Raw genomic sequence first — 25,334 nt, forward strand, 5'->3', positions numbered from 1 at the left:
ATCAAACGGTAAAAGTTTGCCGCATATGGCCGCCGGAGAGGAGCTCGGCCAATGCGTTCTGCTTGGTTGCTCGAAGCGCCGGTCAGAAGATATCGAGGGCGCCGCGTTTCTTGCGGTCCGCATCCTCGCGCAGGTGATTGACGTTTTCCCGCCACAGAAAGGATGCGCCGGCGACCATGGCGATTGCGATCGCCAGCATTGCGCCGATCAGGAGATCGCGGGCAAGCGCATGGCCGATAATGTCGTGGTAGGCGCTGCCGGAAGAGCCTGCGAAGGGCAGGTATTCGGAAAAGAACGACGATGCCGGGTCGGCGGCGGCAAGCGGCGCGGCGTCGATGCCGGCGCGGGCGGCGGCCGGAAACGGCGCCATGGCCATCAGCGCAGGCGTGCCCAGCATCGCCAAAGCCAGAAGCCCGCCTTTCCACCTTGCTTGCCGAACCGCCTTCAACATTTGCGTTGTCGTCCACATTGGCCTTCTCCTTCATCCGGTCGTTTGACGCCTGCCACAAGGCCATGGAATTGCGACGGCTTCTGGATCAAAGCTGGTTGAAGCGGACCCATTTTGGGGCGGAATCATGGCGTGGTTAACCGCTGCGGGCTTTGAGGCGCGGCGTGCGGAACCTGGCCTTGCGCTGCCAGCCGGCGTTTCTCGAAGGGCACAACCGGCCCGGAATCGGGCAGGAACCGAGGATAGCGCTTGAAACGGCGGGTAAATTGGGCTTAGACCATGCACTTGGAAAAAATGCCGCGATCCGGCGGCTTTCCAAGGTTCAATCTAGACATCAGGACATTGAAAATGGCCCTTCTTGCTGACGCCCTTTCTCGTGTGAAGCCCTCTGCCACCATCGCCGTGGCGCAGAAAGCACGCGACCTCAAAGCGAAAGGGCGCGATGTCATCAGCCTCGGCGCCGGCGAACCCGATTTCGACACGCCGGACAACATCAAGCAGGCGGCCATCGAGGCGATCAATCGCGGCGAGACAAAGTACACGCCCGTTCCCGGCATCCAGCCGCTGCGCGAGGCGATCGTCGCCAAGTTCAAGCGCGAGAACAATCTCGACTACAAGCCCTCGCAGACGATCGTCGGCACGGGCGGCAAGCAGATCCTGTTCAACGCCTTCATGGCAACGCTGAACCCGGGCGATGAAGTCGTCATTCCGGCCCCTTACTGGGTCTCCTATCCGGAAATGGTGGCGCTTTGCGGCGGCACGCCGGTCTTCGTTTCCGCAAAAAAGGAAGACAACTACAAGCTTCAGGCCGAAGATCTGGAAAAGGCGATCACGCCGAACACCAAATGGTTCATCTTCAACTCGCCGTCGAACCCCTCGGGCGCCGCCTATACCCATGACGAGCTGAAGGGGCTGACGGACGTGCTGATGCGCCACGAGAACGTCTGGGTGCTGACCGACGACATGTACGAGCATCTGACTTACGGCGATTTCAAATTCGTCACGCCGGCAGAGGTTGAGCCCGGCCTTTACGACCGCACGCTCACCATGAACGGCGTGTCCAAGGCCTATGCCATGACCGGCTGGCGCATCGGCTATGCCGCGGGCCCGGAAGTGCTGATCAAGGCGATGACGACGATCCAGAGCCAGCAGACATCCGGCGCCTGCTCGATCGCGCAATGGGCCTCCGTCGAGGCGCTGAACGGCACGCAGGAGTTCATCCCCGAGCGCAAGGCCGCCTTCGAGAAGCGCCGCGACCTGGTGGTTTCCATGCTTAACCAGGCGACCGGCATCGAGTGCCCGGTTCCCGAAGGCGCGTTCTACGTCTACCCCTCCTGCGCGGGCCTGATGGGCAAGACCGCGCCGACCGGCAAGGTGATGGAGACGGACGAGGATTTCGTTACCGAGCTCCTGGAATCTGAAGGCGTCGCCGTCGTTCACGGCTCGGCCTTCGGCCTCGGCCCGAACTTCCGCATCTCCTACGCAACCTCGGAAGCCGAGCTGGAAGAGGCCTGCAACCGCATCCAGCGCTTCTGCGCCGCCTGCCGGTAGGCAAGCGATCTTTACGAGCGTCATGGGGGCGTGCCATCGGCGCGCCCCTTTTTCGTGGCGGTCGCGCTTAACAGGCAATGTCATTGGCGCTATAGCCGTGGTTGTCCACCACAGAGCCCGGATGTCATGAAACTGAGCGTCTTCTCCGTATCGAGCCTTTCCCTTGCCCAAGGTCTTTTCCGCCTTGTCGCCCTGCTGTTCCTTGTCTTCTTGGCCGGCGGCGTCCGGGCGCAGCAAGCGGCGGACGAGACGGGCGCAGCCGCCGCAAAGGCGCCGGTGGCGATCGGCGTCCACGCCGTTCCGCCTTTCGTGATGCAGGATCGGGATGGGTCATGGTACGGGCTCGGCGTCGACCTGATGAATGCGCTCAGCCGCAATCTGAACACCGACTATCGCTTCGTCGAGACCGATCCCGCCGACATGGTTGCGCGGGTTGCGGACGGGACGCTTGGCGCGGCGATCGGCCCCGTGCCGATCAATGCGCGCGACGAGGCGGTGATCGATTTCTCCCAGCCCTATTACAGCGGCAGCATCGGCGTTGCGCTCCGGCTCGTCGACCGGCTCGGGCCGCGCTTCATGCTGGAACTCCTGACCTCGCCGGCCTTTCTCTACATGCTCGGCCTTCTGACCGGCCCCGTCTTCATCATCGGCGCGTTGATCTGGCTTCTGGAGCGGCGGGCCAATCCCGAACAGTTCGAGCCGCGCCCCGCGCGCGGCGTCTTTTCCGGTTTCTGGTGGGCGACGGTGACGATGACCACGGTCGGTTACGGCGACAAGGCGCCGGTAACCTTTCTCGGCCGGCTTCTGGCCATGTTCTGGATGTTCGCGGCTCTGATCCTGGCGGCGATCACGACGGCGCAGCTTGCCGCGGGGCTGACCTCCTCGATCAGCACCAGCGCGATCGAGAGCGTCGGCGATCTCGGCGGCCTGAAGGTCGGAACGGTCACGGGGTCTTCGGCGGCCTCCGAACTCGACATCCTCCATGTCGCTCCGCATGACTATCCGGATCTGGATACCGGGCTTGCCGCGCTGAACCATGGCGAAATCGACGCCTTCGTCTATGACCGGGCGGCTCTGCAATGGGGGCTTCGCAACGAGTCCGGGCTCTATCTGGCCGGGCTTTCCTTCTCACAGCAGAACTACGGGCTGATCCTCCCGCAGGACGATCCGGCGCGCAAGGCGGTCAATATCGCCATCCTGTCGACGCTGGAGAGCGAGCAATGGCACCTGATCGTCGATCGCTACCTGCCGGCGGACGGGCGCTGACCGTCACCCGATATAGGCCTTGAGACCCGTCACCAGCGCATCGAAGGTCACCCGGCAGCGCGGAGAGCGGCGCAGGTCCTCGTGCATCACCACCCAAAGGGGCAGGCTGAGCGGCACCTGTCCCGCCAGCACCTCCTCAAGGCGGGGATCGCGCCGGCCTATCGGGGCCTGGCAGAAACCGAAGCCGCAGCCTGCGCGGATCGCCGCAAGCTGGGCGAGATTGCTGTCCGAGCGGAAGTCGAATGCCGGCATTTTCAGGTCGCCGAAGGCGTCCAACGCCTCGCGGATATAGACCAGCTCGTGATCGAAGCCGATGGTCGGGAGCTTTTCGACCTCTTCGAGCGTGCCGGGAGCGCCATGGCGCTCAATCACCTCCTTGCGGGCAAAACAGCCGATCGGGATCGTGCCGATATGGCGCACCAGCAACGCCTCCTGCTTCGGCTCCACCATGCGCAGCGCGATATCGGCCTTGCGCGCCAGCAGGTCCTCCACCGCGTCGGAGACCGAAACCTCGATGTCGAGCGCGGGGTGGGCCTCCATCAGGGGCGCCAGGATCTCGGGCAGAACCTCGATCGCGATGACATCGGAAGCGCTGATCCTGACGGCGCCGGCAACCGCGCTTCGGCTTTCCGATGCCGTGCGGCGGATTGCGTCGGCAGAGGCTGCCATGGCCTCGGCGAGGTGGCGCATGGCGCGCGCCGTATCCGTCGGTTCCAGCCCGCGCTGCGAGCGGGTGAACAATTGCTGCCCGGCTTCCGCCTCCAGCGCCTCGATATGGCGGCCGACAGTCGGCTGGGTCAGTCCAAGCCGGCGCGCGGCGCCCGAAAGCGTGCCCGTATCGAGCACCGCCAGCAAAGTGCGGTAATGATCCCAACTCGTTTTCTCCATACAAATACGTATAGCATGGACACATTTTTATACAATTCCGTTGCAGGGTGATTTCGCCGATCATGGCTTCACTGAACAGAACGGCAAAGGAATGAACCGATGACAGAGACCAACTCCCGCAATGCGCTTGTGACGCGTCCGCTCGCCCTGATCCTCGGCGCCAGCGGCGGCGTGGGCGGCGCGGTCGCCGGAGCGCTCAGCCGGCGCGGCTATCGCATCCGCGCCATGAACCGCGATCCCGAAAAACAGGCGCGCAAATTCCCGGCCTATGAATGGGTGGCCGGTGATGCCATGGCGCTTTCAGATGTGATGGCGGCGGCCGAGGGCGCAACGCTCATTTTCCACGGCGTCAATCCGCCGGGTTATCGCAACTGGAAAAAGCTTGTCCTGCCCATGCTCGACAACACGATCACGGCGGCGAAGGCCAATCGCGCCCGCATCCTGTTCCCGGGTACGGTCTACAATTTCGGGCCGGACGCCCTGCCGGAGCCGGCGGAAGACAGTCCGCAGAACGCGACGACCCGCAAGGGCCGCATCCGGATCGAGGCGGAGGCGCGCCTCAGGGAAGCGGCCTGGAACGGCACGCAGGTCATTCTCGTCAGGGCAGGGGATTTTTTCGGCGGAGCCAGCGGGGCCAACAGCTGGTTCGGTCAGATGGTGAAGCCCGGCAGGCCGCTCCGCTCGGTGACCCGGCTGAGCGCGCCCGGCGTCGGCCACCAATGGGCCTATCTGCCGGATCTCGGCGAGACCTTCGCAGCACTCGATGCGCGCGCGAAAGAATTGCCGTCCTACGCCAATTTTCACTTTGAGGGGCATTGGGACGAGGACGGCAATCGCATGGCCGAGGCCATCCGGCGCGTGTCGGGAAGGGCGGATCTGCCCGTGCGACCGTTTCCGTGGTTTCTGGTGCCCCTGCTTGCGCCCTTCGTTGCGCTGATGCGGGAAATCCTGGAAATCCGTTATCTGTGGCGTGCGCCGTTGCATATGAAGAACGACAAGCTGGCGGCCTTTCTGGGCCACGAACCGCACACCCCGCTCGATGATGCGATCGCAATTGCCCTGGAAGATCTCGGGGTGACGCTGCCGGCGGAAGACGGCGCAGGGCAGCCAAGCGCTGCCTGAGCCGTCAAAGCCCGAGAAAGGAGAGCATGATGAAGGTGGCAAACAGAACGAAATGGGTCATGCCCTCGATCGCGTTGGTCTCGCCGTCACTGACATTGATGGCGGCGGCGACCAGGGTGATGGCGACCATGGTGATCTGAACCGGGGTCATGGCCATGGTGAAGGGCTGGCCGGTGAAAAGCGCGATCGCTTCGACCACGGGGACGGTCAGGATCACCGTTGACAGGGAGGCGCCGAGCGCGATGTTGACCACGGCCTGCATCCGGTTCTTGAGCGCCGCACGGAGCGCGGTAAGGATCTCCGGTCCGGCGGCGATCGCAGCCACCAGAATGGCCGTCAGCGCCAGCGGCGCGCCTGTGCCCTCAAGCCCGTCCGTCAGGAAGGCGGACATGAATTCCGCCAGGAGGCCGATCAGCGCCACGCCGACGAGAATCACGCCGACCGAAAGCGCCGTGGGCCCGTGTTCCTCCTCGTCCGCCGCGCTCTGCTCCGCGCCCTGGCGCATTTTCGGGTAGCGGTAGGAGAAGAAATAGCTGTGCTGCCCAACCTGCATCTTCAGGAAGACGGCATAAAGCGCCAGCATGGCGACGATGGTGAAGGCTGAATAATAGTGCCAGCTTTCCTTCGGCACGAAGTCGGGCACGATCATGGAGATGCCCATGGCCGTCAGGATCATCACTGAATAGGTGCGGCCGGAATCGTCGTTATAGGACTGTTCGCCGTGCTTCAGTCCGCCGAGGAGTGCGGCCAGCCCGAGAATGCCGTTGATGTCGAGCATGACGGCGGAATAGATCGTGTCGCGCACCAGCGTCGGCTGCTGCGTCTGCTGCATCATGATCACCAGGATCAGCACCTCGACCAGAACCGCAGACAGCGTCAGGATCATCGTGCCATAAGGCTCGCCCGCCTTGGCGGCGAGGATTTCGGCGTGGTGGGCAACGCGCATGGAGGCCGTGGCGATCGAGACGATCAAGGCCGCGGCGGCGACCAAAGCGAACGCCTGTCCGGCCTCCATGACGGCATGTTCGAACAGATAGGCGATAAGGGCGACCGGAACCGCCTGCAGAAGCAGGATTTCACCGCGCAGGAATTTCAGCATTGTCGAAACGACCCCGTCTTCGCGCCCGGGCGGGCCCAAGATGTTCAGCCGCCGAGCACGGGATAGTCGGTATAGCCCTTCTCATCGCCGCCGAACAGCGTCCTCTGATCCAACGCATTGAGCGGCGCATTGATCCGCAGCCGGCGCACAAGATCGGGATTTGCGACGAACGGGCGGCCGAAGCAGATCAGATCTGCGCGTTCCTTTTCCAGCGCGTCGATGGCGAGCTGCCGGTCATAGCCGTTATTGACCATCCATGCGCCGGATCCGTCGGTGCGGTAGTAGGTTTCCCGCATCTCCTCGTAATTGAACGGTTCCGGGCCCTGCTGGTAGCCGCGATCGCCGCCGGTAGCACCCTCGATGATATGGATATAGGCGAGATCGTAGGCGCTCAGCTGGCTTGCCAGATAATTGAACAGCGCCTGCGGCTTTTCGTCGAAAATGTCGTTTGACGGCGCAACGGGTGAAAGACGGATGGCCGTGCGTCCGGGGCCGATCTCGCGCGAGATGGCGCCGACGATGTCGAACATGAAGCGCGCGCGGTTCTCCAGCGGCCCGCCGTAAAGGTCGGTGCGCTGGTTCGTGCCGGAACGCAGGAACTGGTCGACGAGATAACCATTGGCGCCGTGGATTTCGACGCCGTCGAAACCGGCCTCCATGGCGCGGGCGGCGGCGCGGCGGTAATCCTCGATGATGCCGGAGATTTCGTAGGGCTTGAGCTGGCGCGGCATCGAGGTTTCGATGAAGTCGCTGGTGCCGTCGGAATAGACGACGAAGGTCTTGGCGCGGGCCTGGATGGCGGAGGGGGCGACAGGCGGATCGCCGAAGGGCTGCAGCGACTTGTGCGAAATCCGGCCGACATGCATCAGCTGGCAGAAGATCTTGCCGCCCTGCTCGTGGACGGCCTTCGTCACGTTCTGCCAACCCTCGACAGAGGCGTCGCTGTAGATGCCCGGCGCATGGGAATAGCCCTGGCCCTGTTCGGTGATGGCGGTTGCTTCGGAGACGATAAGGCCGGCCGTCGCGCGTTGACGGTAGTATTCGACATTGAGCGCGTTCGGGACGGCATCAGGGGAGCGGTTGCGCATCAGCGGGCCCATGATGATGCGGTTTTCGAGAGTGACATCGCCGATCGTGATGGGATCAAAAAGATTGGCCATTCAATTCCTTTCCGTCTCGGGCCCCCGAAGCTCTGTCATGTGTAGCCTACGCCGGACATATGCGCAATTTTGCTGTCGCCCCGAAATGGCTCCCGAATGCCGGTTCGCCCCCAAAGGTCCCGTTCTTCTAGACCATAAAAGACAAGAAAGCGTATACGCGCGGAATCACCGGGGAAACCTTGCGGCTCACACCCTGACGCAAGGCAAAAAAAAGGGCCTCCAAACGGGGCCCTTGTTAGGTGTGAAGGTAAAACCTCCAGAGGGGAACAGCTGCTGCAGCGAGACTCAAAAAGCCGTCGCCGTATGCATCAGCTAACTCAGGATATGGTTCTTTTTTGTGCGCGTTGCAACAGTTTTCATCTCGAAATGCGAAAAAAAAGAACAGGGAATCGCGGGCAAAAAAAGAGGGCCACCGAAAAACGGGGCCCTTTGAGTTAGAAGGTCTCTCAAAACCTCCAGAGGGGAACAGCTGCTGCGGTGCACCAGGGAGAAGTTGGGCACCAACTGCATCAGCTATGTGCGGTATGCCCCCGAATTAGGCATTCTGCAATGCGATTTTCTGCATGGCTGCCATGCAGGAAATGAAATTTGCAGCTGAAATTGACCAATCAGAAGCAGTCTTGGCAAACGCCTAAAAAATAGGCTAGTTTTGGCCGGGAATCGGCGCTGGCGCCCGCTTGACTCGTTGATCAGTTCGCACAAGCGGGCGATCCGAGAGACGGCGTGAAAAAGAAATGACCCGGAGGCGGCGCTTCTTCAGAAGCTCCAGTTGCGCGACTTGGCGACGATGAAGTCGCGGAAGACCTTCAGCTTGGCCGAATTCTTCATCTCGTCGGGATAGCAGAAATAGGTGTCGAAGCTCGGCACATCCGCATGGGTGACGAGCTGCAGGAGGCCCGGGTCGCGCCCGACGATGTAATCCGGCAGCATGACGATGCCGATGCCGAGCAGCGCCGCGCGCTTGATCGAGGTGAGCGAATTGATCTGCAGGTGCGCCGGGCGCGGATTGTCGGGCGAGCGCCCGGCGATTTCCAGCCAGTTCACGTCAAGCAGATAGGCCGGCGCCGGCTCGCCGAAGGTGATGATGCGGTGGTTGTCGAGATCCTCGATCGACTGCGGCTCGCCATGGCGGTTGATATAGGAGGGCGAGGCGTAGACATGCATGTGCACGGTAAACAGCTTGCGCTGGATCAGATCCGGCTGCTGCGGCTGGCGCAGGCGGATCGCGCAATCGGCGTGGCGCATGTTCACGTCCAGTTCCTCGTTGTCGAGGATGAGCTGGATCTGCATGTCGGGATAGAGCTGCAGGAATTCCTGCACCTTGTCCGTAAGCCATCCCTGTCCGAGTCCGACCGTGGTCGTCACCCTCAGCTTGCCGGACGGCTTCTCCTTGGTTTCCGTCAGCCGCGAGCGCACGCCCTCGAGCTTCAGGAGCACGTCATGGGCGGTGCGGTAGAGAAGCTCGCCCTGTTCCGTGAGGATCAGGCCGCGGGCATGGCGGTGGAACAGCTTGACGCCGACATCCTGCTCAAGCGCGCTGACCTGGCGGCTGATGGCCGACTGGGAAAGATGCAGCTTGTCGGCCGCGTGGGTGAACGAGCCCGCCTCCGCTGCCGCATGGAAGATGCGCAGCTTGTCCCAATCCAGAGGCATGCTCGTGCTTTTCATGAATTCTACTCCGCGGCCGCCAATGTACCGGTTTTCTGCTCGGTCAGGAAGCGCTCCGCTTCAAGTGCTGCCATGCATCCCATGCCGGCTGCCGTCACGGCCTGACGGTAATTGTCGTCGGCAACGTCGCCGGCGCCATAGACGCCCTCGACGCTGGTCTTCGTCGTGCCCGGTTCGGTCCAGAGGTAGCCGTTCGGCTTCAGCTTCAGTTGGTCGCGGATCAGGTCGACCTGCGGCGCATGGCCGATGGCGATGAACACGCCGTCGGCATCGATGGTGGTCTTCGCGCCGCTCTTCACGTCCTTCAGCCTGACGCCGGTGACGGACGGCGGCAGGGGCGGAACGGCGGTGGTGCCGACGATCTCCTCGACCGCGTGGTTCCAGATCACCTTGACGTTTTCGAGCGCGAAGAGGCGCTGCTGCAGAATCTTTTCGGCGCGGAACTCGTCGCGCCTGTGCACCACCGTCACGGTCCTGGCGATGTTGGCCAGATAGAGCGCCTCCTCGACGGCGGAATTGCCGCCGCCGACGACCACCACATCCTTGCCCCGGTAGAAGAAGCCGTCGCAGGTGGCGCAGGCGGAAACGCCGCCGCCGTTGAATGTCTGTTCGCTTTCGAGGCCGAGCCACTTGGCCTTGGCGCCGGTGGCAAGGATGACGGTATCGGCGGTGAAGACCTCACCGCTGTCGGTCGTCGCGATGAAGGGGCGTTTGGAGACGTCCAGTTTCGAGACCACGTCGTTGACGATTTCGGTGCCGACATTCTCCGCCTGGGCCAGCATCTGCTCCATCAGCCAGGGGCCCTGGATTGGGTCGGCGAAACCCGGGTAGTTCTCGACATCGGTGGTGATCGTCAACTGGCCGCCTTGCTCGAGGCCGGCGATCAGGATCGGTTTCATCATTGCGCGCGCGGCGTAGATCGCGGCTGTATAGCCGGCGGGGCCGGAACCGATGATCAGAACCTTGGTATGATGGTCGGGCATGTCACATCCTTTCAGCGCGATCGTAAAGCGGCGCGCCGGATCAATTCAGCGTCTCGGCTCATTTATGGCTGGACGGGCGTCAGTTTCAAGGCCATGGAAGTCCTACCAACAGACCATTTCGCCCGGTTGAAAGAATCATGCGAGATATTGTAATATTATTGCGTGCTCCGCGCAAAATGCGTCCCCGGATCCGCCTCAGGAGAATTCAATGCGTGCCGACCTCGATTCCGTCGATCTGAAGATCCTGCGCGAGCTGCAGCGCGACGGCCGGATGACCAATGTGGAGCTTGCCGAACGGGTGGGCATTTCGGCGCCGCCCTGTCTGAGAAGGGTGCGCAGGCTCGAGGAGGCAGGCATTATCGAGGGCTACAATGCCATGCTCAATGCCCCGCGGCTCGGCTACGATCTCGTCGCCTTCTGCATGGTGGGGCTGAAGCATCAGTCGGAGGCGGAGTTGAAGGCCTTTTCGAGGGCGACCGACGACTGGCCGATCGTGCGGCAGGCATGGATGACCTCGGGCGAGACCGACTTTCTGCTTCACTGTGTCGCGGAGAACCTGATGCAGTTTCAGGATTTCGTGATCGAGGTGCTGACCACCAGCATGCATGTCGACACGGTGCGCACCATGCTGACCATCCGCCAGGTGAAGAAGGAAGGCCTGGTGGCGCTTTGAACCTGTCTCAGCCCGCCGCCATCAGCCGCTCATAGGCGGAGAATTCCTTCTCCAGCATGGTTTCGACGGTGAAGTTTGCGAGCACGTGAGCACGGGCGGCGCGGCCCATTTCCTTCAGCCCTTCCGGATCGGAAAGCGCCGCATCGATGGCGTCGGCAAGGGCTTTCGGATTGGCCGGCGGCACCAGATAGCCGGTCTTGCCGTCGATCACCGTTTCGAGGCTTCCGCCGTGATTGGTGGCGATCACCGGCGTCCCCATGACCTCGGCCTCGATCGCCACCCGGCCGAAGGCTTCGGGGCGGATGGAGGCGGAGACCGCGATGTCGGCGGCCGCCATGACGGCTGGAATGTCCCGCCGGCTGCCGGCAATCGTCACGCGGTCGCCAAGGTCGAGTTCGGCAACAAGCGTTTCCAGTTCGCCGATCACGCCGGCGCTGCCCGAACCGACGATGGCGAGGCGGAAACGCTTGTTTTCGGCAAAGGCGAGCGACTCGATCAGGTAGCGGTGGCCCTTCCAGTCTGTGATGCGGCCGACAATCACGATCAGGGGCGTCCTGTCATCCGCGCCAAGTTCCGCCCGCGCAAGGGCGATGTCCTCACTGCTCAGCCTGCCGGAGTTGAAGACGGCGGCGTCCACCCCCCGCGGGGCGAGGATGATTCGCTCTGCGGGATAGCCGTAGACAGAGATGATGTGGTCGCGGATGAAGGCTGAATTGGCGACCACCAGAGGCCCCTTCAGCATGACGCCGGCATAGGCGCGCTTGAAACGGTTGCCGTGGCTGTAGACGCCGTGAAAGGTGGTCATGAAGCGGGGCCTGCGCCTTGCCCTTGCCGCGGCGAGCCAGCCGGCCCAGGCAGGCGCGCGGCTACGGGCGTGAACGATATCGATTTCGTTCTCGTCGATCAGCCGCGCCAGCCGGCCAGCATTGGCATGGATCGCGAAGGGGGATTTCCGCCCCACCTTGAGATCGACATGATGCGTGCCGGTGGCCTCAAGCGGCGCCAGCAGTGCTCCGCCCGCGCTTGCCGTCCAGTTTTCGATGCCCTTTTCGGCAAGATATGCCGCCATTTCGACAGTGCCGCGTTCGACGCCGCCGTCGCCGAGGGCTGGAAGAAGCTGCAGGATGCGGGGCGGGCGGTCCATCATCGGGTGTCTTTCGGTCATGCGCGTCGGGAAAGAATGGCCCGGCGTCCTCTGGACGTCGAGCGGGTCGTCGGTGTAGCCTTGGCACGTGCGGAGACAGACGATCGCCGCATGGACTGCGGCGGGCATCGGCTCGTCCGCAAGGATACTTTCTTAACCGAACTGGGCTTTTTTTCATAACGGGATGTTTGTGCGGCCGATCGATTGCCGGCCTTTTCCACATGGTGAGCGAATCGGAGCGGTTGCCTTTGCTCCGGCTTTGTTCAAATACAGAAACCTGAACTGACGTAACCGATTTCGGCCGAAAGACCCGGACAGGCTTGCCTGATGAGCGGATCGCGCGTCGCCGACATTCATAGGATGATGCCCGTTGCAGACTGTCGTATGCATGAAATGGGGAACGCGATACCCCGCGCTTTACGTCAACCGTCTCTGGTCGATGATCAAGCGGCATACGAAACGGCCGACGCGGCTCGTCTGCTTCACCGATGATGCCGAGGGCATTGACGCCGACGTGACGACCTTCCCGCTGCCCGACATCCGCATCGCCGATGACATCGCCTACACGCCCTGGCGCAAGCTTTCCCTCTGGCAGGCGCCGCTTGCGGATCTTTCTGGCGACGTGCTGTTTCTCGATCTCGATATCGTCATCACGGGCGGGCTGGACGCGATGTTCGATTACGAACCCGGGGCATTCTGCGCCTGCGAAAACTGGACCCAGATGGGGCAGGGCATTGGCAATACCTCCGTGTTTCGCTGGCATGTCGGCAGAAATACCCACATTTTCAATGATTTCGAAGAAAACGGCGAGTCTATCCGGAAAAAATACGGGATCGAGCAGGTCTACATTTCCGATGCCGTCGACAGGATGGTGTTCTGGCCGCGCGCGTGGTGCGTGAGCTTCAAGCACACGCTCCTGCCGACCTGGCCGCTGAATTTTCTGCGCACACCGCCGCTCCCGGAAGGGACGAAGATCGTCGCCTTCACGGGCAAGCCGGATCCCGATGAAGCGGCGATCGGCAAATGGCCGCTCTCGGAACCGTGGAAGCGCATCTATAAATATGCCCGTCCCACGCCGTGGATCGACGAGCACTGGCGCTGATACGCCTGGCCTGTTGCCGAACTGTTCCGGCAGGGGCCGTGCCGAAGCGCTGGCCGCGGCTCAGCGACCGCGACCGGAGAAAAACGAACCGCGACCGTTATAGAGCGGCTTTCCGGCACGGCGCTTTGTCCGGAAAAGGCGCTTGCGCGGAACCGAGGCCTCGCTGCCGGCGCTGCCGGCAAGAAAGCCGAGACCGAAGGCCACGAGCCCGACAAGCGCGAGCGCGGAACCGCTGGCGGCGGGATGTTGCCGGGCCGTACGGCCCAGCGCGTCCACCTCGCCGCGCACCATCGAGCCGGCCCGTTCCACCGGCGTCTTCTGCGAAAAGCGCAGCCGATCAAGCAGTTCGCTCGAGGACGTCTTCTGTTCAAACATGTTTTTCTCCGTGCCAACTGGTTCTTTCCGCCGCCGGAAGGCAACGGAACAATTTTCGGGCCGCGCGAGCCGGTTCCCGTCGAAGGCAACCGACAGCGCGCGCCGAATGTAGGACCAGATCAACGCGAAACTATGGCGACCGGTTCCGACCGGCTCAACCGTGGCAGGGAAGGCGCATAAGCGCCTGATCCGTTCTAGATGAACAGCATCGCCGTTACGAAAACGAATGCGGCTCCGATCAGGATCGTATGCAGGGACCGTGATAAACTCATTTTGTCTCCTCCATTTATGGTTACGAATATATTACGGTTTTCATGCTTGGCAAAGCGAATTCGTTGCTGCGCTGCGAAGGTCTGTCCCCGCCTGCGGGGCCGCCTGTTCCGGAAAACCCAGTCTGGCAGCGATTTCCGGCGGTTAAAATGCGCTACGTCAAGCCTTCAGATTTTCTTCATGCGGGTCTCTCCGGACCGTCCCTTCGAGCGCCGCGGTAGGGATTGCTTGAGCATTCTGTGCAATGCCTTCTATCCTTGAGGAGAAGATAACGGCCCGCGGGCCATGAAACAGAGGCCGAAGATGGAGCAGGTGGTACATGAGGCGGTCACGCACGGCGCATCCCATGGCGGCGGTTTCGCCGCCGTCGCGCTTGTCATCGCGGTTGCCGCACTTGCCGGCCTCGGCTTCTTGTGGCTGCGCCAGCCGCCGCTCGTCGGCTTCATTCTCGCCGGCATCCTGCTCGGTCCCACGGGCATGGGGCTGATCGCCAACAGCGATAGCGTTGCCTTCCTCGGCGAAATGGGTGTGGTCGTTCTCCTGTTCTTCATCGGCATGGAATTGTCGATCCGGGCCTTCGTCGTTTCTCTCCGGCAAGCGCTTCTGGTGGTCGCGGGCCAGCTTGCGAGCGCCGCCGTTCTGGCGCTTGTCATCGGTCTTCTGCTCGATGCGACGACGCGGGAAATCGTGATCCTGAGCTTCGTCATCGCCATGTCGTCGACCGTGGTGGCGATGAAGATGCTGGACGAGATGGGGGTCTTGCGCGGCGATGCCGGGCGGATCGCCGTCGGCGTGCTGATCGCCCAGGATATCGCCGTCGTGCCGATGCTGATCTTCGTGTCGAGCTTCGGCGGCGCGGGGTTCGACGTGACCTCGACGGCGATCCGCGTGATTGTCGCCGTCGGCATCATGGCCGGCCTGCTCTGGTATTTCGGCCGCTACGGCAAGCTGAAGATCCCGTACGCGGAGAAGGTGGAGGACAAGGTCGAACTTCTGGCGCTCGGCGCGCTGGCGCTCTGCTTTTCGGCGGCGGCCCTCTCGGGCGTTGCCGGGCTGTCGCCGGCCTACGGCGCGTTTCTTGCCGGCATCTGCGTCGGTAATTCGACGCTTCGAAGCCGCGTCATTCCGGTCGTCGAGCCGATCCAGAGCGTGCTTCTGGTGATCTTCTTCCTCTCCATCGGCCTGCTGATCGATCTCGGCTTCATCTGGCAGAATCTGTGGACCGTGCTGCTCGCCGCCGTCGGCGTCATCGCCGCCAAATCCGTGCTGAACGTGATGCTCCTGCGCTGGACCGGCTCCTCCGCCCAGACGGCGCTCGTCGCCGGGCTTTCCATGGCCCAGGTCGGCGAGTTCTCCTTCGTGCTGGCCGCCGCCGGGCTTGCCGCCGGCGCGCTCGGAGAGGATCTCTATCGCCTGGTCATCGCCATGACGGCGATCTCGCTCCTGGTTTCGCCCGTGTGGGTCTCGGTGATGCGCCGGCTCGAGGCGAGCTTCAGCGCCGGCCTGCAAAGCTATCGCAACGCGCTGGCGGTCGCCTATGCCCAGGAACTGCGCGAGGTTGATCGCGGCCGCATCTTCGTCGGGCGGATGGCGGCGGGCGCCCGCGCGCGCCTCGTCGCGCTCAGCCATGCAAGACGCGAGCGCCGCCGCAGGAAGGTCGAGCGCAAGGCGGAAAAGGCGCGGGAGGAGCGGGCGGTCGATGCAAAGGCAGGGCAGCAGCCAAAGGGCGCTGCCAATGGCGAGGGCGGCGGCGCGGAGTAAGGACCGCTTTACCTCGGCGTCAAGCCCGGCTAACCTGACTCCCGTTCAGCTTACCGCCCTTCCGGCGGCGGGCCCCGGCATGCCAGGCCGGGAGGGAGGCCAAGCCTCCGGTTCGGCCCGACCCTTTCATACCGGGATCTTCCGATGACTGTCCTTGCATTCCTGCGCGAAAACGCCCGCTGGGTGGGCGGCGCGTTTTTGATGAACTATTTCACAGCCTTCGGGCAAACCTATTTCATCTCGCTCTCGGCGGGCGACATCCGCGCCGAATATGGCCTCAGCCACGGTGATTTCGGCCTCGTCTATATGGGCGCGACGCTCTTGAGCGCGGCAACGCTCACCCGCCTCGGCCGGATTGTCGACGAGCGCAGCGTGGTGCAGGTTGTCCTTCTCGTCATGCCGCTTCTGGCGCTCGCCTGCCTGCTGATGGCCTTTTCGCGGTGGGTCTTCCTGCTGTTCATCGCGCTCTACATGCTGCGGCTTTTCGGACAGGGCATGATGAGCCATATCGCGGTGACCGCCATGGGCCGCTGGTTCAACGCCATGCGCGGGCGGGCCGTTTCCTTCTCCTCGCTCGGCCTGCAGACGGCGGAGGCCAGTTTTCCCCTGATTTTCGTTTTCGTGTCCGGCCTTGTCGGCTGGCGCGGCAGCTGGGTTGCCGCAGCCGCCCTGACGCTCGCCGTCGGACTGCCGCTGATCATCGCGTTGATGCGGGTGGAGCGCGCGCCGCAATCGGCGGCCCCCGGCCAAAGGGTGCAGACGGCCCCGCGCGACTGGACGCGCGGCGACGTGCTGCGCGACCCCTTGTTCTGGGCAATCCTCGCCGTCTTCCTGGCGCCGCCCTTCATCGGCACCACGATCTTCTTCCACCAGGTCTATATGGTGGAGCTGCGCGGCTGGACGCTGGAAATGTTTGCCGGCTCGTTCTTCCTGATGTCGGTCTCAAGCCTGGCGGCGATGCTGGCAACCGGCGTTATGGTCGACCGGTTCTCATCGGTCGCGGTCATGCCCTTCATGCTGCTGCCGATCGCCGCCGCCTGCCTGGTCATCGGCTTTACGGGCGCTTCATGGACGCCATTCGTCTTCATGCCGCTGATCGGCTTTTCCATGGGGGCCTCGGGCACGCTCAACGGCTCGCTCTGGCCGGAGCTTTACGGCGCGCGCCATCTCGGCAGCATTCGCGCCGTCGTCATTGCGGCGATCGTGTTTTCCACCGCCGTCGGCCCGGGGCTGACCGGCTATCTGATCGATGCCGGCGTTTTCTATCCGGCGCAGATTGCCGTGATGGGCATCGTCAGCATCGCTCTCGCCATGCTGATGGCAGGCCTGCGCCGCCGCCTTCTGAAACGGGCCGGCGCATAATGAAAAGCCCGGCTCAAACGAACCGGGCTTTACTAAAAAATCAGTCAGAACAAGATCTTACTTGATCTTGGCTTCCTTGAACTCGACGTGCTTGCGCGCGATCGGATCATATTTGGTCTTGACCATCTTTTCCGTCATCGTGCGGCTGTTCTTCTTGGTGACGTAGAAAAAGCCGGTGTCTGCCGTCGACAGCAGCTTGATCTTGATCGTTGTTGCTTTTGCCATGTTCTTCTGCCTTCAAGAGCAATCCGCCCTCCATTCTGGAGAAAGCGGAACCGGTACGCCCGGACTGTTACCTAAAAATCAAGAAGCGCCCGCATCGGACGCTTCGCTGGGCTCGCCGGGCCTTCGCCACGGCAAAATCTGGCGGGACACTACGAATCTCCACGCAAAAGTCAAGGCTGGGCTGTCGCAAAACCGAAAGCATTGGCCTTCAACCGAGACTTTTGTTGCCGCAAGGCCGATAGTGTTCTTAAACGCCGACGGCGCAACAGGCGTGAACGAGACGGGGAACTGATCATGATACCGTGGGAAGAACTGGACGAGACCGCAATCCCGGGCGAGGCGGGCACGCTCCGGCTGAAGCGGCGCGGCGCGGAATATTCGATCATGCTCGGCGCGAACGAACTGATGAACAGCCGGCTTTCCGGCTCGGAGGAGGCGCTGGCGGAACTGTCGGCCGAGAAGCTTGCCGGCCGCGCACGGCCGATGGTGCTGATCGGCGGCCTCGGCATGGGGTTCACGCTGCGCGCGGCGCTCGCGGTTTTGCCGAAAGATGCCCGCATCATCGTCGCCGAACTGGTGCCGGCGGTCATCGCCTGGGCACGCGGGCCGATGGCCGACGTGTTCTCGGGATCGCTCGACGATCCCCGCGTGGAGATTGTCGAAGGCGACGTGGCGGCGCTGATCGCCGCTTCGAAGGGCCGCCTCGATGCGATCCTTCTTGATGTCGACAACGGACCGGACGGGCTGACCCGCGACGACAACGACCGGCTCTACAGTCTCGCGGGCCTTGCCGCCTCGAGAAGGGCGCTGAAAAAGGGCGGCGTGCTCGCCGTCTGGTCCGCTCATCCCGATGAGCGCTTCACCGCCCGCATGAGGAAGAGCGGTTTCGAAACCGAGGCGAAGACGGTGCGCGCCCACCGCAAGAAACGCGGACTGAAGCATGTGATCTGGCTTGGCCTCGCGCGCTAATTCGCAAGGCGCGTGGCGGGCAGAAAGCGCTGCCGGGCTGTTGACCCGTTCGCCGATCTTAACCATACAGTGTAGAAGGCATGCCATTGTCCGCAGCGTGCGCTGAGACCAAACGGGACGTTGCTCTTTCATGGAAGGCAAACTGAGACGCATTCTCCGCTTCATGGAACTGACCGACGTGTTTTTCGCGGTATTCGATGAAGAAGACAGGCTGCTCTTCGCCAACCGTAAGTACCGGGAAACCTTCTTTCTCGAAGAGGAGGAACATCCGTACTGGCCCGATCTGATGCGCCGCAATTTCCATGCACGCCGCGGCACGGTGATCTCCAGCCCCGATTTCGAGCTCTGGCTGAAGGGCACGCTGTCGAGGCGCGGCAAGGTGCCGTTCCGCGCCTTCGAGACCGACGTGCATGACGGCACCTGGCTGTGGATGACGGAAACGGTGGACGAGGACGGGTGGATGCTATGCCTTGCAAGCGACATCACGCCTCTTCGCGCGCAGGGGCGGACGCTGCGGCAGGAACGCGACATCGCGCTCAGGTCCTCTCTGACGGACGATCTGACGGGCATCGCCAATCGCCGTTTCCTGATGGAGCGGCTTGTCGACATGATCGAGCGCGAGGCGGAGACGACAGGGAGCCCGCCAGGTTGTTTCGCCATCCTGGATGTCGACAACTTCAAGCAGGTCAATGACCGCTTTGGCCACGCTTACGGCGACCGCCTGCTGGTCGGCTTCGCCCAGAAAATCTCGACGCTGGTCCGGCGCATCGACTGTTTCGGCCGGCTCGGCGGCGAGGAGTTCGGTCTCGTCCTGCCGCGCATGACGCCGCCGGAGGCCGCAGGCGCGGTCGAGACGATGCTGGAGGCGGTGAGCGCGCTCAGGCCGTTTTCCGAACACCCGGATTTCAGCTATTCCTTTTCCGCCGGCATTGCGCCCGCAACCTGCCGCGAGGATCAGGCCGATCTCTATGCCCGCGCCGACGCGGCGCTCTACAAGGCGAAGCGCGCCGGGAAGAACAGGGTCTGCCTTTCCGATTGAGGGCGTTATGAAGTGGCTTCGCCTGTCCATCCGCGGCGAAGGAAATTGACCTTCGTGCGCGTCGCGGTTACATAAAGCCCGCGCGGGACGACCTGCGTCTTCTGTCACAATCCGGGACGGCCCGGCCACTCTTGATCAAAAGGAGGGCCGTGTCATGGCCTGGTTCATGCTTGCAATCGCCGGCGTTCTTGAAATCGTCTGGGCTTTCTCGATGAAAAAGTCCGCAGGCTTCACCCTTCCCGGTCCCACGCTCGTCACCGTCGTCGCGGCCGCTGCAAGCTTCGCGCTGCTGTCGGTTTCCATGCGCGCGCTGCCGCTCGGCACGGCTTATACGATCTGGACCGGCATCGGCGCCGTCGGCGCGTTCGCCGTCGGAGTTGCGGTTCTCGGCGAAGCGGCGACGCCGGGCAGGCTCATTGCGGCGGCGTTGATCATTTCCGGAATCGTGGTGATGAAGCTGTCGGAAGGATAGGCCATCGTGGCCGGATGCCGGTTTCCTTTGCCCGCTTCCGCGATCGCGGCTCTTTCGCTCGGCAGCCGTCGCGTCAGCGGTTCACTTCGAGCTCGCCTTCGACATAGTCGAGCGCCGGCCTGCGGAAACCCATCGCCGCCCAGGCGGCCATGAGGCGAAAGAAGAAAGACGCCGAATAGGTCTTCAGGTTCGGCACGTCGTCCGGCAGCGATGACGGATCGTCGAGCGTGCCGGCCATTGTTCTCAACTGCAGCGGGGGCAGGGCGCCCTCCGGCCAGAGGACGCCGTAGAGGTCGACCCAGTGGCCGACCGTGACGTCGAGCAGGACCGGCGTGTTGCAGCAGACCGCGACGGCGCGCCGGGTCCTTGTCCTGTCGTTCAGCCGGAACGCACGCAGATTCTCTGCGCCCTTTATGCAGCGCACCCGGTCCTTGCGGTAGACTTCCATGCGCGTGCCGCCCGACGCTTCCCGCAGGCGCGGAGCCCCGGGAAGGCCTTCCATGATTTCGGCGGCTGTCCGGCATGAGCTGCACAGGCATTCGGCGCTCATGATCGGCGCGTCCTCCGCCTCCATGACCACGCCGCCACAGCGGCATTGCACCCTCATTGTCCTTGCCATCGGCACGCCTCCTTTCCGCCGGGATGCCGGGCTACTGCCTGTTCCTCAGCGCATCGCGGATTTCGAGCAGCACGTCCAGTTCGCTCGGGCCGGGCGGCGGGGCCGCTGCGGCTTCGGCTTCCGCCTGCTTCTTCGCCTTGCGTTCGGCTGCGGCGCGCACGCGGTTGATGGTCTTGACCAGCAGGAAGACGACGAAGGCAATGATGAGGAAGTTGATGACGGAGGTGACGAAGGCGCCATAGGCGAAGATCGCCGCGCTCGAATCGCGCGCGTCGGCCAGGCTCGCGCCATCGGGAACCGTGCCGTTCATCACGAAATACATGTCTGAAAAATCGATGCCGCCGATGATCAGCCCGATGATCGGGTCAATGATGTCGGCCACCAGCGAGCGGACGATCGCGGTGAACGCCGCGCCGACGATAATGCCGACGGCCATGTCCACGACATTGCCTCTCGCAATGAAATCCCTGAATTCCTTGAGCATGAAACCTCCATCCTTGCCGATCTCGTCCGCTGCGGGAGGACAAGGTTAGGCGATTGCGCGGGAAGGTTCCATACGCTCCGGGTTGAAAGGGGAATTCGAGCCGCCTATTCCACAGGCTCCTCGACGTCTGCCCGTTCCCAGCCCTTGCCCGTCAGGTGCTCCTGCGGCCGGAAGCGCTTCTTGTAGTCCATTTTCCGCGAGCCTTTGACCCAGTAACCGAGATAGACGTAGGGAAGGCTGAGCCTTCTGGCGCGCGAGACATGATCGACGATCATGTAGCTGCCGAGGGAGCGTTTCACATAGGCCGGGTTGAAGAAGGAATAGACCATCGACAGCCCGTCAACGAGGATATCGGACAGCGCCACGGCAACGAGCTCGCCCTCTTCGCCGAGACGGCCGGTTGAAACGCGGTATTCGAACAGCCGCGTCTCCACATGGGTTTCCTCGACCATCACCGCGTAATCGTCGATCGTCATGTCGGCCATGCCGCCGCGCTGGTGGCGGCTGTCGAGATAGGTGCGGAACAGGTCATACTGTTCGGCCGTGGCGATGGCCGGGCGTTCCGTCGTCACGAGGTCGCTGTTGCGGGAACATATCTTGCGCAGGGAGCGCGGCGTCTCGAACTCCCCGGCCACGATCCTGACGGAAACGCAGGCGCGGCAGTTCTCGCAGGCCGGCCGGTAGGCGATGTTCTGCGAGCGCCGGAAGCCGCCCTGGGTGAGAAGGTCGTTCATCTCGTTGGCGCGCGGCCCGACGAGATGGGTAAAGACCTTGCGCTCGCGCTCGGCCTCCAGATAGGGGCACTGCGCCGGCGCGGTCAGGTAAAACTGCGGTGAAAGCGTGGCTTGCGTGTTCATGACCGGCACAACATGCGTTGGACAATTGGCCCTAGCATGGCGCAATCGGAAAAAAGGTCAACCGTGCCCGGTATGCTTCACATCGCTTCCTCGCGCACCACCACGGCGCCGACGAGGAAATCATGCAGCAGGCGCTTGCGGTCGGTAAAAAGGCCGACCAGCAGGACGAGCGGCGTCAGCACCGAGTTGAACAGCCAGAACAGCGCCAGATGCACGGCGGCCGTCAGGAAATCCATCCTCAGCCCGTCGGTCCGTACGATCCTGAGGCCCATCGAGCGCATGCCGAGGGAAGCCTGGGAGATGCCGCCCATGGTGAAGCCAAAATAGAACACGGCGACGATGAAATAGAGCACCGGATAGAGGAAGAAGGCGAGGCCGAGGGTTGCGATGCCGACGAAGAACAGCAGCACCGCCGCCGGCACCCACAGGATCGCGATGATCAGGTAATCAACCAGAAACGCCAGAACCCGGCGCGACAGAACGCCGGAATAGGCTGGGCTGCCGGCATTCGGCGCGTATGACATGTCGCGTTCAAGGCTCATGGTTCTGGCTCGCTCCTTGCAGTCGGGTTGCGGCTCCGCGCCGCCGGCGCGGGCGTTCGGGCCCGTCGGAACAACAATGTGGGTTGCCGCGGAGCGATTGCAACGGCCAAAACATTGCCGCCGTCACGATTTCGCCAGCTTTTCCGCCGCTTCCATGGCGAAATAGGTGAGGATGCCGTCGCAGCCGGCGCGCTTGAACGACAGAAGCGTCTCCATCATCACCCGCTCGCCGTCGATGGCGCCGCGTTCGGCAGCCATGCGGATCATCGCATATTCGCCGGAGACCTGATAGGCAAAGACAGGCAGGCCAAAGGCCTCCTTCATCCGCCAGCAGATGTCGAGATAGGGCAGGCCGGGCTTCACCATCAGCATGTCCGCGCCTTCCTCGACGTCCAGAGCGGCATCGCGCAGCGCCTCGGTTCCGTTGGCCGTGTCAACATAATAGCTCGCCTTGTCGCCCTTAAGCAGGCCCTTGGTGGCGATCGCCTCGCGGTAGGGGCCGTAGAAGCCGGAGGAGAACTTGGTCGCATAGGACATGATGCCGACGTTCTGGAAACCGGCTGCATCCAGCCGCTCGCGGATCGCGCCGATGCGCCCGTCCATCATTTCGGAGGGCGCGATGATGTCGGCGCCGGCCTCGGCCTGCAGCACGGCCGCCGCGCAGATATGGTCGACTGTCAGGTCATTGACGATTTCGTCGCCGACGAGAATGCCGTCATGGCCATGGCTGGTGAAGGGATCGAGGGCAACGTCGGTGATCACGCCGACGCCGGGCGCGGCTTTCTTGATCGCGCGCGTCGCGCGGTTGATCAGGTTGTCTGGGTTGAGGATCTCCGATCCGTTCATGTCGCGCTTTTCCAGCGCGATGTTGGGAAAGGTCGCGATCGCGGGAATGCCGAGCGCCTCGGCCTTGCGGGCCGCTTCCGCCAGCCGGTCGACGCTCATGCGCGACACGCCGGGCATCGCCGGGATCGGTTCCTCGACATTGTCACCCGGAATGACGAAGACCGGCCAGATCAGGTCGTCCACCGTCAACCAGTTCTCGCGCACCAGCCGGCGCGTCCAGTCGGCCTTGCGGTTGCGGCGCATGCGGCGATGGCCGGTGATCCGGTCGACGAGATGGGTCTTGTCGTTGGCGTCGTTCATCCTGATCCTCCGGCGATTTCAGTGCCCTTGATGTTCATCAGGCTTGTAGCACGCAGGTCCCGACGAAAAAACAACCCAATTTGTCACATCGCCGCCGGCTTTTGCGGGTTTGTCAGCGGCCGTTTGCCGCGTATAAGGCGGACATGTCTTCAGAGTCGAGCGCAGCGCCCAGACCCAGTTTTTCGCAGACCGCTTTCCTGGTGTTCAAGCGGTGCGTCGCCGTGTTTCTTTTCGTTATGGCGCTTTCCAGCTGGGCGGCGCTGATTGGATTGACCGAAGGCGGGGCCGGTCGATTCGACCTCGTGCATGCCGATGTGCGTCTCGTCGAGGCGGTGCTTGCCGTGCTCTATCCCGTGGCCGCCGCCGGACTGTGGTTCGGGGTTGGCTGGGGCTTCGTGCTCTGGATGCTCGGCGCCGCCGTCCAGATATTCGCCCACAGCGCCTATCCGCACATTTTCGGCAATGCGCCGGGGCTGTCCGCGCTTCACATTCTGTTGATCGGTTTCTACGTCTCCTTCTGGGTTTACCTTGCCTTCATTCGACGGCGCTAGAATCGACGACGGCAGCCTTCCGACCGGCTTTGAAAACCGACAATAATTGGCCATATTGCTGTGCGAGGGCATCGACTTTGAGACGGGCGCGGCCTTGCCGCCCGAGGGACCGAACGAGATTTGGATTTGATGACAAAAGACCTGGACCGGAAAACGCCTACCAATAAAACTGTGTCGCGCCGTCGCTTCATCGCCGGCGCCGCCGGTGTGCTGGCGATGCCGCATCTGGCCTCGGCGCAATCGGCTGTCGACGCGCTGATCAATACGCCTGGACGCGGCAACTGGGATGACCAGTTCGATGCCTTCACATCGCGCGCGCCGGCCAGCGTCAGTTCCAACCAGCCGATCCTCGGACCGAACGCGCCGGCAAACCTGATGCAGGCGATTGCCCAGTATCAGCAGATCGTCACCAGCGGCGGCTGGCCGCAGGTGCATCCCAACGTGCCGCTTCAGTTCGGCGTCTACGACCCTTCCGTCCAGCAACTGCGCCAGCGGTTGATCGTTTCCGGCGACCTGCCGCGCTCGGCGGGCATTTCGGACTCCTATGATTCCTACGTCCAGGGCGCCGTGCGCCGCTTTCAGGCGCGTCACGGCCTGTCCGAGACCGGCTATATCGACGAATACACGCTGAAGGCGCTCAATGTCAGCGCCCGCGTCCGCCTTGCGCAGCTGGAGACGAACCTGACGCGCGTGGAGGATCTCGGCTCCGACCTCGGCGAGCGCTATGTTCTGGTCAATATCCCGGCCGCCTATTGCGAGGCCGTGGAACAGGACAGCGTGGCGCTGCGCAATGTCGCCATTGTCGGCCGGCCTTCGCGCCCGACGCCGATTCTCAATTCCAAGATTTTCGAGATCATCTTCAATCCGCCCTGGACCGTCCCGCGCTCGATCATCCAGAAGGATATCATGCCGCTGATGCGCGAGGATCCGAACTACCTGGTCGACAACAAGATCCGGCTCTACGACAACAAGGGCAACGAAGTCGATCCGATGACGATCGACTGGAACGCGGAGAAGGCGCCGAACCTGACCTTCCGACAGGATCCGGGCCCCAACAGCGCCATGGCCTCGACCAAGATCAACTTCCACAACAAGCATGCCGTCTACATGCACGACACGCCGAGCCAGTCGCTGTTCAACGACATCGTACGCTTCGAATCGTCGGGCTGCGTCCGTATCGAGAACGTCCGCGACCTTGATGTCTGGCTGTTGAAGAACACGCCCGGCTGGGATCGTCAGCATATCGAGCAGACCATCCATGCCGGCATTTCCACGCCGGTGAACCTTGCCGATCCGGTGCCGAACCATTTCGTCTACATCACGGCGTGGTCGGCCAAGGACGGGGTCGTTCAGTTCCGCGATGATATCTACAATCTCGACGGCGCGCCGGAACTGGCGCTGCAGACGACCAGCGGCATCGAATAGAGCGTCGGGCGAAAAACGGGGCGCCGGTTTTTCGGTAACCCGATGATTGAGGCAGCGGCCTTCGTATTCATGATCGAAAATGCCGCCGGCGGGCCATGTTCGCCGGCGGTTTTCGTCTATTGCACGATGATCG

At 62.9% G+C, this 25,334-nt stretch carries 26 protein-coding genes; 12 read left to right on the forward strand and 14 right to left on the reverse strand.

Features of this window, described 5'->3' with window-relative positions:
- Nucleotides 1–82: 82 nt before the first annotated feature.
- Nucleotides 83–469: a hypothetical protein gene (locus tag AZF01_RS04650; protein WP_152534581.1), complete on the reverse strand. Its 387-nt coding sequence runs from the start codon at nucleotides 467–469 to the stop codon at nucleotides 83–85.
- Nucleotides 470–796: 327 nt separating this feature from the next.
- Between AZF01_RS04650 and AZF01_RS04655 the strand changes: the two genes are divergently transcribed.
- Nucleotides 797–1,999 carry a pyridoxal phosphate-dependent aminotransferase gene (locus AZF01_RS04655; RefSeq protein WP_024709079.1) on the forward strand — a complete coding sequence of 401 codons (1,203 nt, stop codon included), beginning with the start codon at nucleotides 797–799 and terminating at the stop codon, nucleotides 1,997–1,999.
- A gap of 126 nt (nucleotides 2,000–2,125) precedes the next feature.
- Complete coding sequence (locus tag AZF01_RS04660) at nucleotides 2,126–3,265, forward strand: transporter substrate-binding domain-containing protein (RefSeq protein WP_024709080.1); 1,140 nt, start codon at nucleotides 2,126–2,128, stop codon at nucleotides 3,263–3,265.
- 3 nt (nucleotides 3,266–3,268) lie between these two features.
- Here AZF01_RS04660 and AZF01_RS04665 read toward each other — a convergent pair whose 3' ends face one another.
- Nucleotides 3,269–4,153 carry a LysR family transcriptional regulator gene (locus AZF01_RS04665; RefSeq protein WP_024709081.1) on the reverse strand — a complete coding sequence of 295 codons (885 nt, stop codon included), beginning with the start codon at nucleotides 4,151–4,153 and terminating at the stop codon, nucleotides 3,269–3,271.
- 99 nt (nucleotides 4,154–4,252) lie between these two features.
- On the opposite strand from AZF01_RS04665, the gene AZF01_RS04670 reads away from it, so the two are divergent.
- Nucleotides 4,253–5,275 (forward strand): NAD(P)H-binding protein, encoded by a 1,023-nt coding sequence (locus tag AZF01_RS04670; protein WP_024709082.1) that lies wholly within the window; start codon nucleotides 4,253–4,255, stop codon nucleotides 5,273–5,275.
- A gap of 4 nt (nucleotides 5,276–5,279) precedes the next feature.
- On the opposite strand, the gene AZF01_RS04675 is transcribed toward AZF01_RS04670, so the two are convergent.
- The 4 genes from AZF01_RS04675 to trxB all read right to left on the reverse strand — a co-directional run bounded on the left by AZF01_RS04675 (nucleotide 5,280) and on the right by trxB (nucleotide 10,185).
- Nucleotides 5,280–6,374 (reverse strand): calcium:proton antiporter, encoded by a 1,095-nt coding sequence (locus AZF01_RS04675; protein WP_024709083.1) that lies wholly within the window; start codon nucleotides 6,372–6,374, stop codon nucleotides 5,280–5,282.
- Between the two features lie 44 nt (nucleotides 6,375–6,418).
- On the reverse strand, nucleotides 6,419–7,534 hold the full coding sequence (locus AZF01_RS04680) for an alkene reductase (protein ID WP_024709084.1): 1,116 nt from the start codon (nucleotides 7,532–7,534) through the stop codon (nucleotides 6,419–6,421).
- 756 nt (nucleotides 7,535–8,290) lie between these two features.
- Entirely contained in the window at nucleotides 8,291–9,187 is an 897-nt protein-coding gene (locus AZF01_RS04685; RefSeq protein ID WP_024709085.1) for a LysR family transcriptional regulator VtlR, read from the reverse strand.
- A gap of 20 nt (nucleotides 9,188–9,207) precedes the next feature.
- The gene (gene trxB / locus AZF01_RS04690) at nucleotides 9,208–10,185 is read right to left on the reverse strand and encodes a thioredoxin-disulfide reductase (RefSeq protein WP_024709086.1); all 978 of its coding nucleotides are present in this window, start codon (nucleotides 10,183–10,185) and stop codon (nucleotides 9,208–9,210) included.
- Nucleotides 10,186–10,393: 208 nt separating this feature from the next.
- On the opposite strand from trxB, the gene AZF01_RS04695 reads away from it, so the two are divergent.
- Nucleotides 10,394–10,858 carry an Lrp/AsnC family transcriptional regulator gene (locus AZF01_RS04695; protein ID WP_024709087.1) on the forward strand — a complete coding sequence of 155 codons (465 nt, stop codon included), beginning with the start codon at nucleotides 10,394–10,396 and terminating at the stop codon, nucleotides 10,856–10,858.
- Nucleotides 10,859–10,865: 7 nt separating this feature from the next.
- Here AZF01_RS04695 and AZF01_RS04700 read toward each other — a convergent pair whose 3' ends face one another.
- On the reverse strand, nucleotides 10,866–12,131 hold the full coding sequence (locus AZF01_RS04700; protein WP_051424108.1) for a glycosyltransferase family 4 protein: 1,266 nt from the start codon (nucleotides 12,129–12,131) through the stop codon (nucleotides 10,866–10,868).
- A gap of 241 nt (nucleotides 12,132–12,372) precedes the next feature.
- Between AZF01_RS04700 and AZF01_RS04705 the strand changes: the two genes are divergently transcribed.
- Nucleotides 12,373–13,104: a hypothetical protein gene (locus AZF01_RS04705; RefSeq protein ID WP_024709089.1), complete on the forward strand. Its 732-nt coding sequence runs from the start codon at nucleotides 12,373–12,375 to the stop codon at nucleotides 13,102–13,104.
- A 60-nt stretch (nucleotides 13,105–13,164) separates the two neighbouring features.
- Here the strand turns inward: AZF01_RS04705 and AZF01_RS04710 are convergent, their stop codons facing one another.
- Nucleotides 13,165–13,479: a hypothetical protein gene (locus tag AZF01_RS04710; RefSeq protein ID WP_152534582.1), complete on the reverse strand. Its 315-nt coding sequence runs from the start codon at nucleotides 13,477–13,479 to the stop codon at nucleotides 13,165–13,167.
- A 573-nt stretch (nucleotides 13,480–14,052) separates the two neighbouring features.
- Here AZF01_RS04710 and AZF01_RS04715 point away from each other — a divergent pair.
- Both AZF01_RS04715 and AZF01_RS04720 read left to right on the forward strand, forming a co-directional pair.
- A complete protein-coding gene (locus tag AZF01_RS04715; protein WP_024709091.1) occupies nucleotides 14,053–15,510 on the forward strand; it encodes a cation:proton antiporter in 1,458 nt (485 codons plus the stop codon).
- A gap of 144 nt (nucleotides 15,511–15,654) precedes the next feature.
- Complete coding sequence (locus tag AZF01_RS04720; protein WP_024709092.1) at nucleotides 15,655–16,872, forward strand: MFS transporter; 1,218 nt, start codon at nucleotides 15,655–15,657, stop codon at nucleotides 16,870–16,872.
- 57 nt (nucleotides 16,873–16,929) lie between these two features.
- Here AZF01_RS04720 and rpmG read toward each other — a convergent pair whose 3' ends face one another.
- Nucleotides 16,930–17,097: a 50S ribosomal protein L33 gene (gene rpmG, locus AZF01_RS04725; protein WP_018066542.1), complete on the reverse strand. Its 168-nt coding sequence runs from the start codon at nucleotides 17,095–17,097 to the stop codon at nucleotides 16,930–16,932.
- 294 nt (nucleotides 17,098–17,391) lie between these two features.
- Here rpmG and AZF01_RS04730 point away from each other — a divergent pair, with 294 nt between their 5' ends.
- The 3 genes from AZF01_RS04730 (at nucleotide 17,392) to AZF01_RS04740 (ending at nucleotide 19,577) form a co-directional block, all read left to right on the forward strand.
- Nucleotides 17,392–18,066 carry a spermidine synthase gene (locus tag AZF01_RS04730; RefSeq protein WP_024709093.1) on the forward strand — a complete coding sequence of 225 codons (675 nt, stop codon included), beginning with the start codon at nucleotides 17,392–17,394 and terminating at the stop codon, nucleotides 18,064–18,066.
- Nucleotides 18,067–18,196: 130 nt separating this feature from the next.
- Nucleotides 18,197–19,105 carry a sensor domain-containing diguanylate cyclase gene (locus tag AZF01_RS04735; protein WP_024709094.1) on the forward strand — a complete coding sequence of 303 codons (909 nt, stop codon included), beginning with the start codon at nucleotides 18,197–18,199 and terminating at the stop codon, nucleotides 19,103–19,105.
- A gap of 154 nt (nucleotides 19,106–19,259) precedes the next feature.
- Nucleotides 19,260–19,577: a multidrug efflux SMR transporter gene (locus AZF01_RS04740; protein ID WP_024709095.1), complete on the forward strand. Its 318-nt coding sequence runs from the start codon at nucleotides 19,260–19,262 to the stop codon at nucleotides 19,575–19,577.
- Nucleotides 19,578–19,650: 73 nt separating this feature from the next.
- Here AZF01_RS04740 and AZF01_RS04745 read toward each other — a convergent pair whose 3' ends face one another.
- The 5 genes from AZF01_RS04745 to hemB form a co-directional block, all read right to left on the reverse strand.
- Nucleotides 19,651–20,196: a GFA family protein gene (locus AZF01_RS04745; RefSeq protein WP_024709096.1), complete on the reverse strand. Its 546-nt coding sequence runs from the start codon at nucleotides 20,194–20,196 to the stop codon at nucleotides 19,651–19,653.
- A 31-nt stretch (nucleotides 20,197–20,227) separates the two neighbouring features.
- Complete coding sequence (mscL, locus tag AZF01_RS04750) at nucleotides 20,228–20,680, reverse strand: large conductance mechanosensitive channel protein MscL (RefSeq protein ID WP_024709097.1); 453 nt, start codon at nucleotides 20,678–20,680, stop codon at nucleotides 20,228–20,230.
- 104 nt (nucleotides 20,681–20,784) lie between these two features.
- The gene (locus AZF01_RS04755; RefSeq protein WP_024709098.1) at nucleotides 20,785–21,537 is read right to left on the reverse strand and encodes an arginyltransferase; all 753 of its coding nucleotides are present in this window, start codon (nucleotides 21,535–21,537) and stop codon (nucleotides 20,785–20,787) included.
- A 77-nt stretch (nucleotides 21,538–21,614) separates the two neighbouring features.
- Nucleotides 21,615–22,079: an RDD family protein gene (locus AZF01_RS04760; RefSeq protein ID WP_024709099.1), complete on the reverse strand. Its 465-nt coding sequence runs from the start codon at nucleotides 22,077–22,079 to the stop codon at nucleotides 21,615–21,617.
- Nucleotides 22,080–22,202: 123 nt separating this feature from the next.
- A complete protein-coding gene (gene hemB / locus AZF01_RS04765; RefSeq protein WP_024709100.1) occupies nucleotides 22,203–23,225 on the reverse strand; it encodes a porphobilinogen synthase in 1,023 nt (340 codons plus the stop codon).
- A gap of 143 nt (nucleotides 23,226–23,368) precedes the next feature.
- Between hemB and AZF01_RS04770 the strand changes: the two genes are divergently transcribed.
- Both AZF01_RS04770 and AZF01_RS04775 read left to right on the forward strand, forming a co-directional pair.
- Complete coding sequence (locus AZF01_RS04770; protein WP_036237705.1) at nucleotides 23,369–23,776, forward strand: DUF6163 family protein; 408 nt, start codon at nucleotides 23,369–23,371, stop codon at nucleotides 23,774–23,776.
- 129 nt (nucleotides 23,777–23,905) lie between these two features.
- A complete protein-coding gene (locus tag AZF01_RS04775; protein ID WP_051424109.1) occupies nucleotides 23,906–25,201 on the forward strand; it encodes a murein L,D-transpeptidase in 1,296 nt (431 codons plus the stop codon).
- Nucleotides 25,202–25,334 lie beyond the last annotated feature (133 nt).

This window comes from Martelella sp. AD-3 (assembly GCF_001578105.1).
Lineage (GTDB): Bacteria > Pseudomonadota > Alphaproteobacteria > Rhizobiales > Rhizobiaceae > Martelella.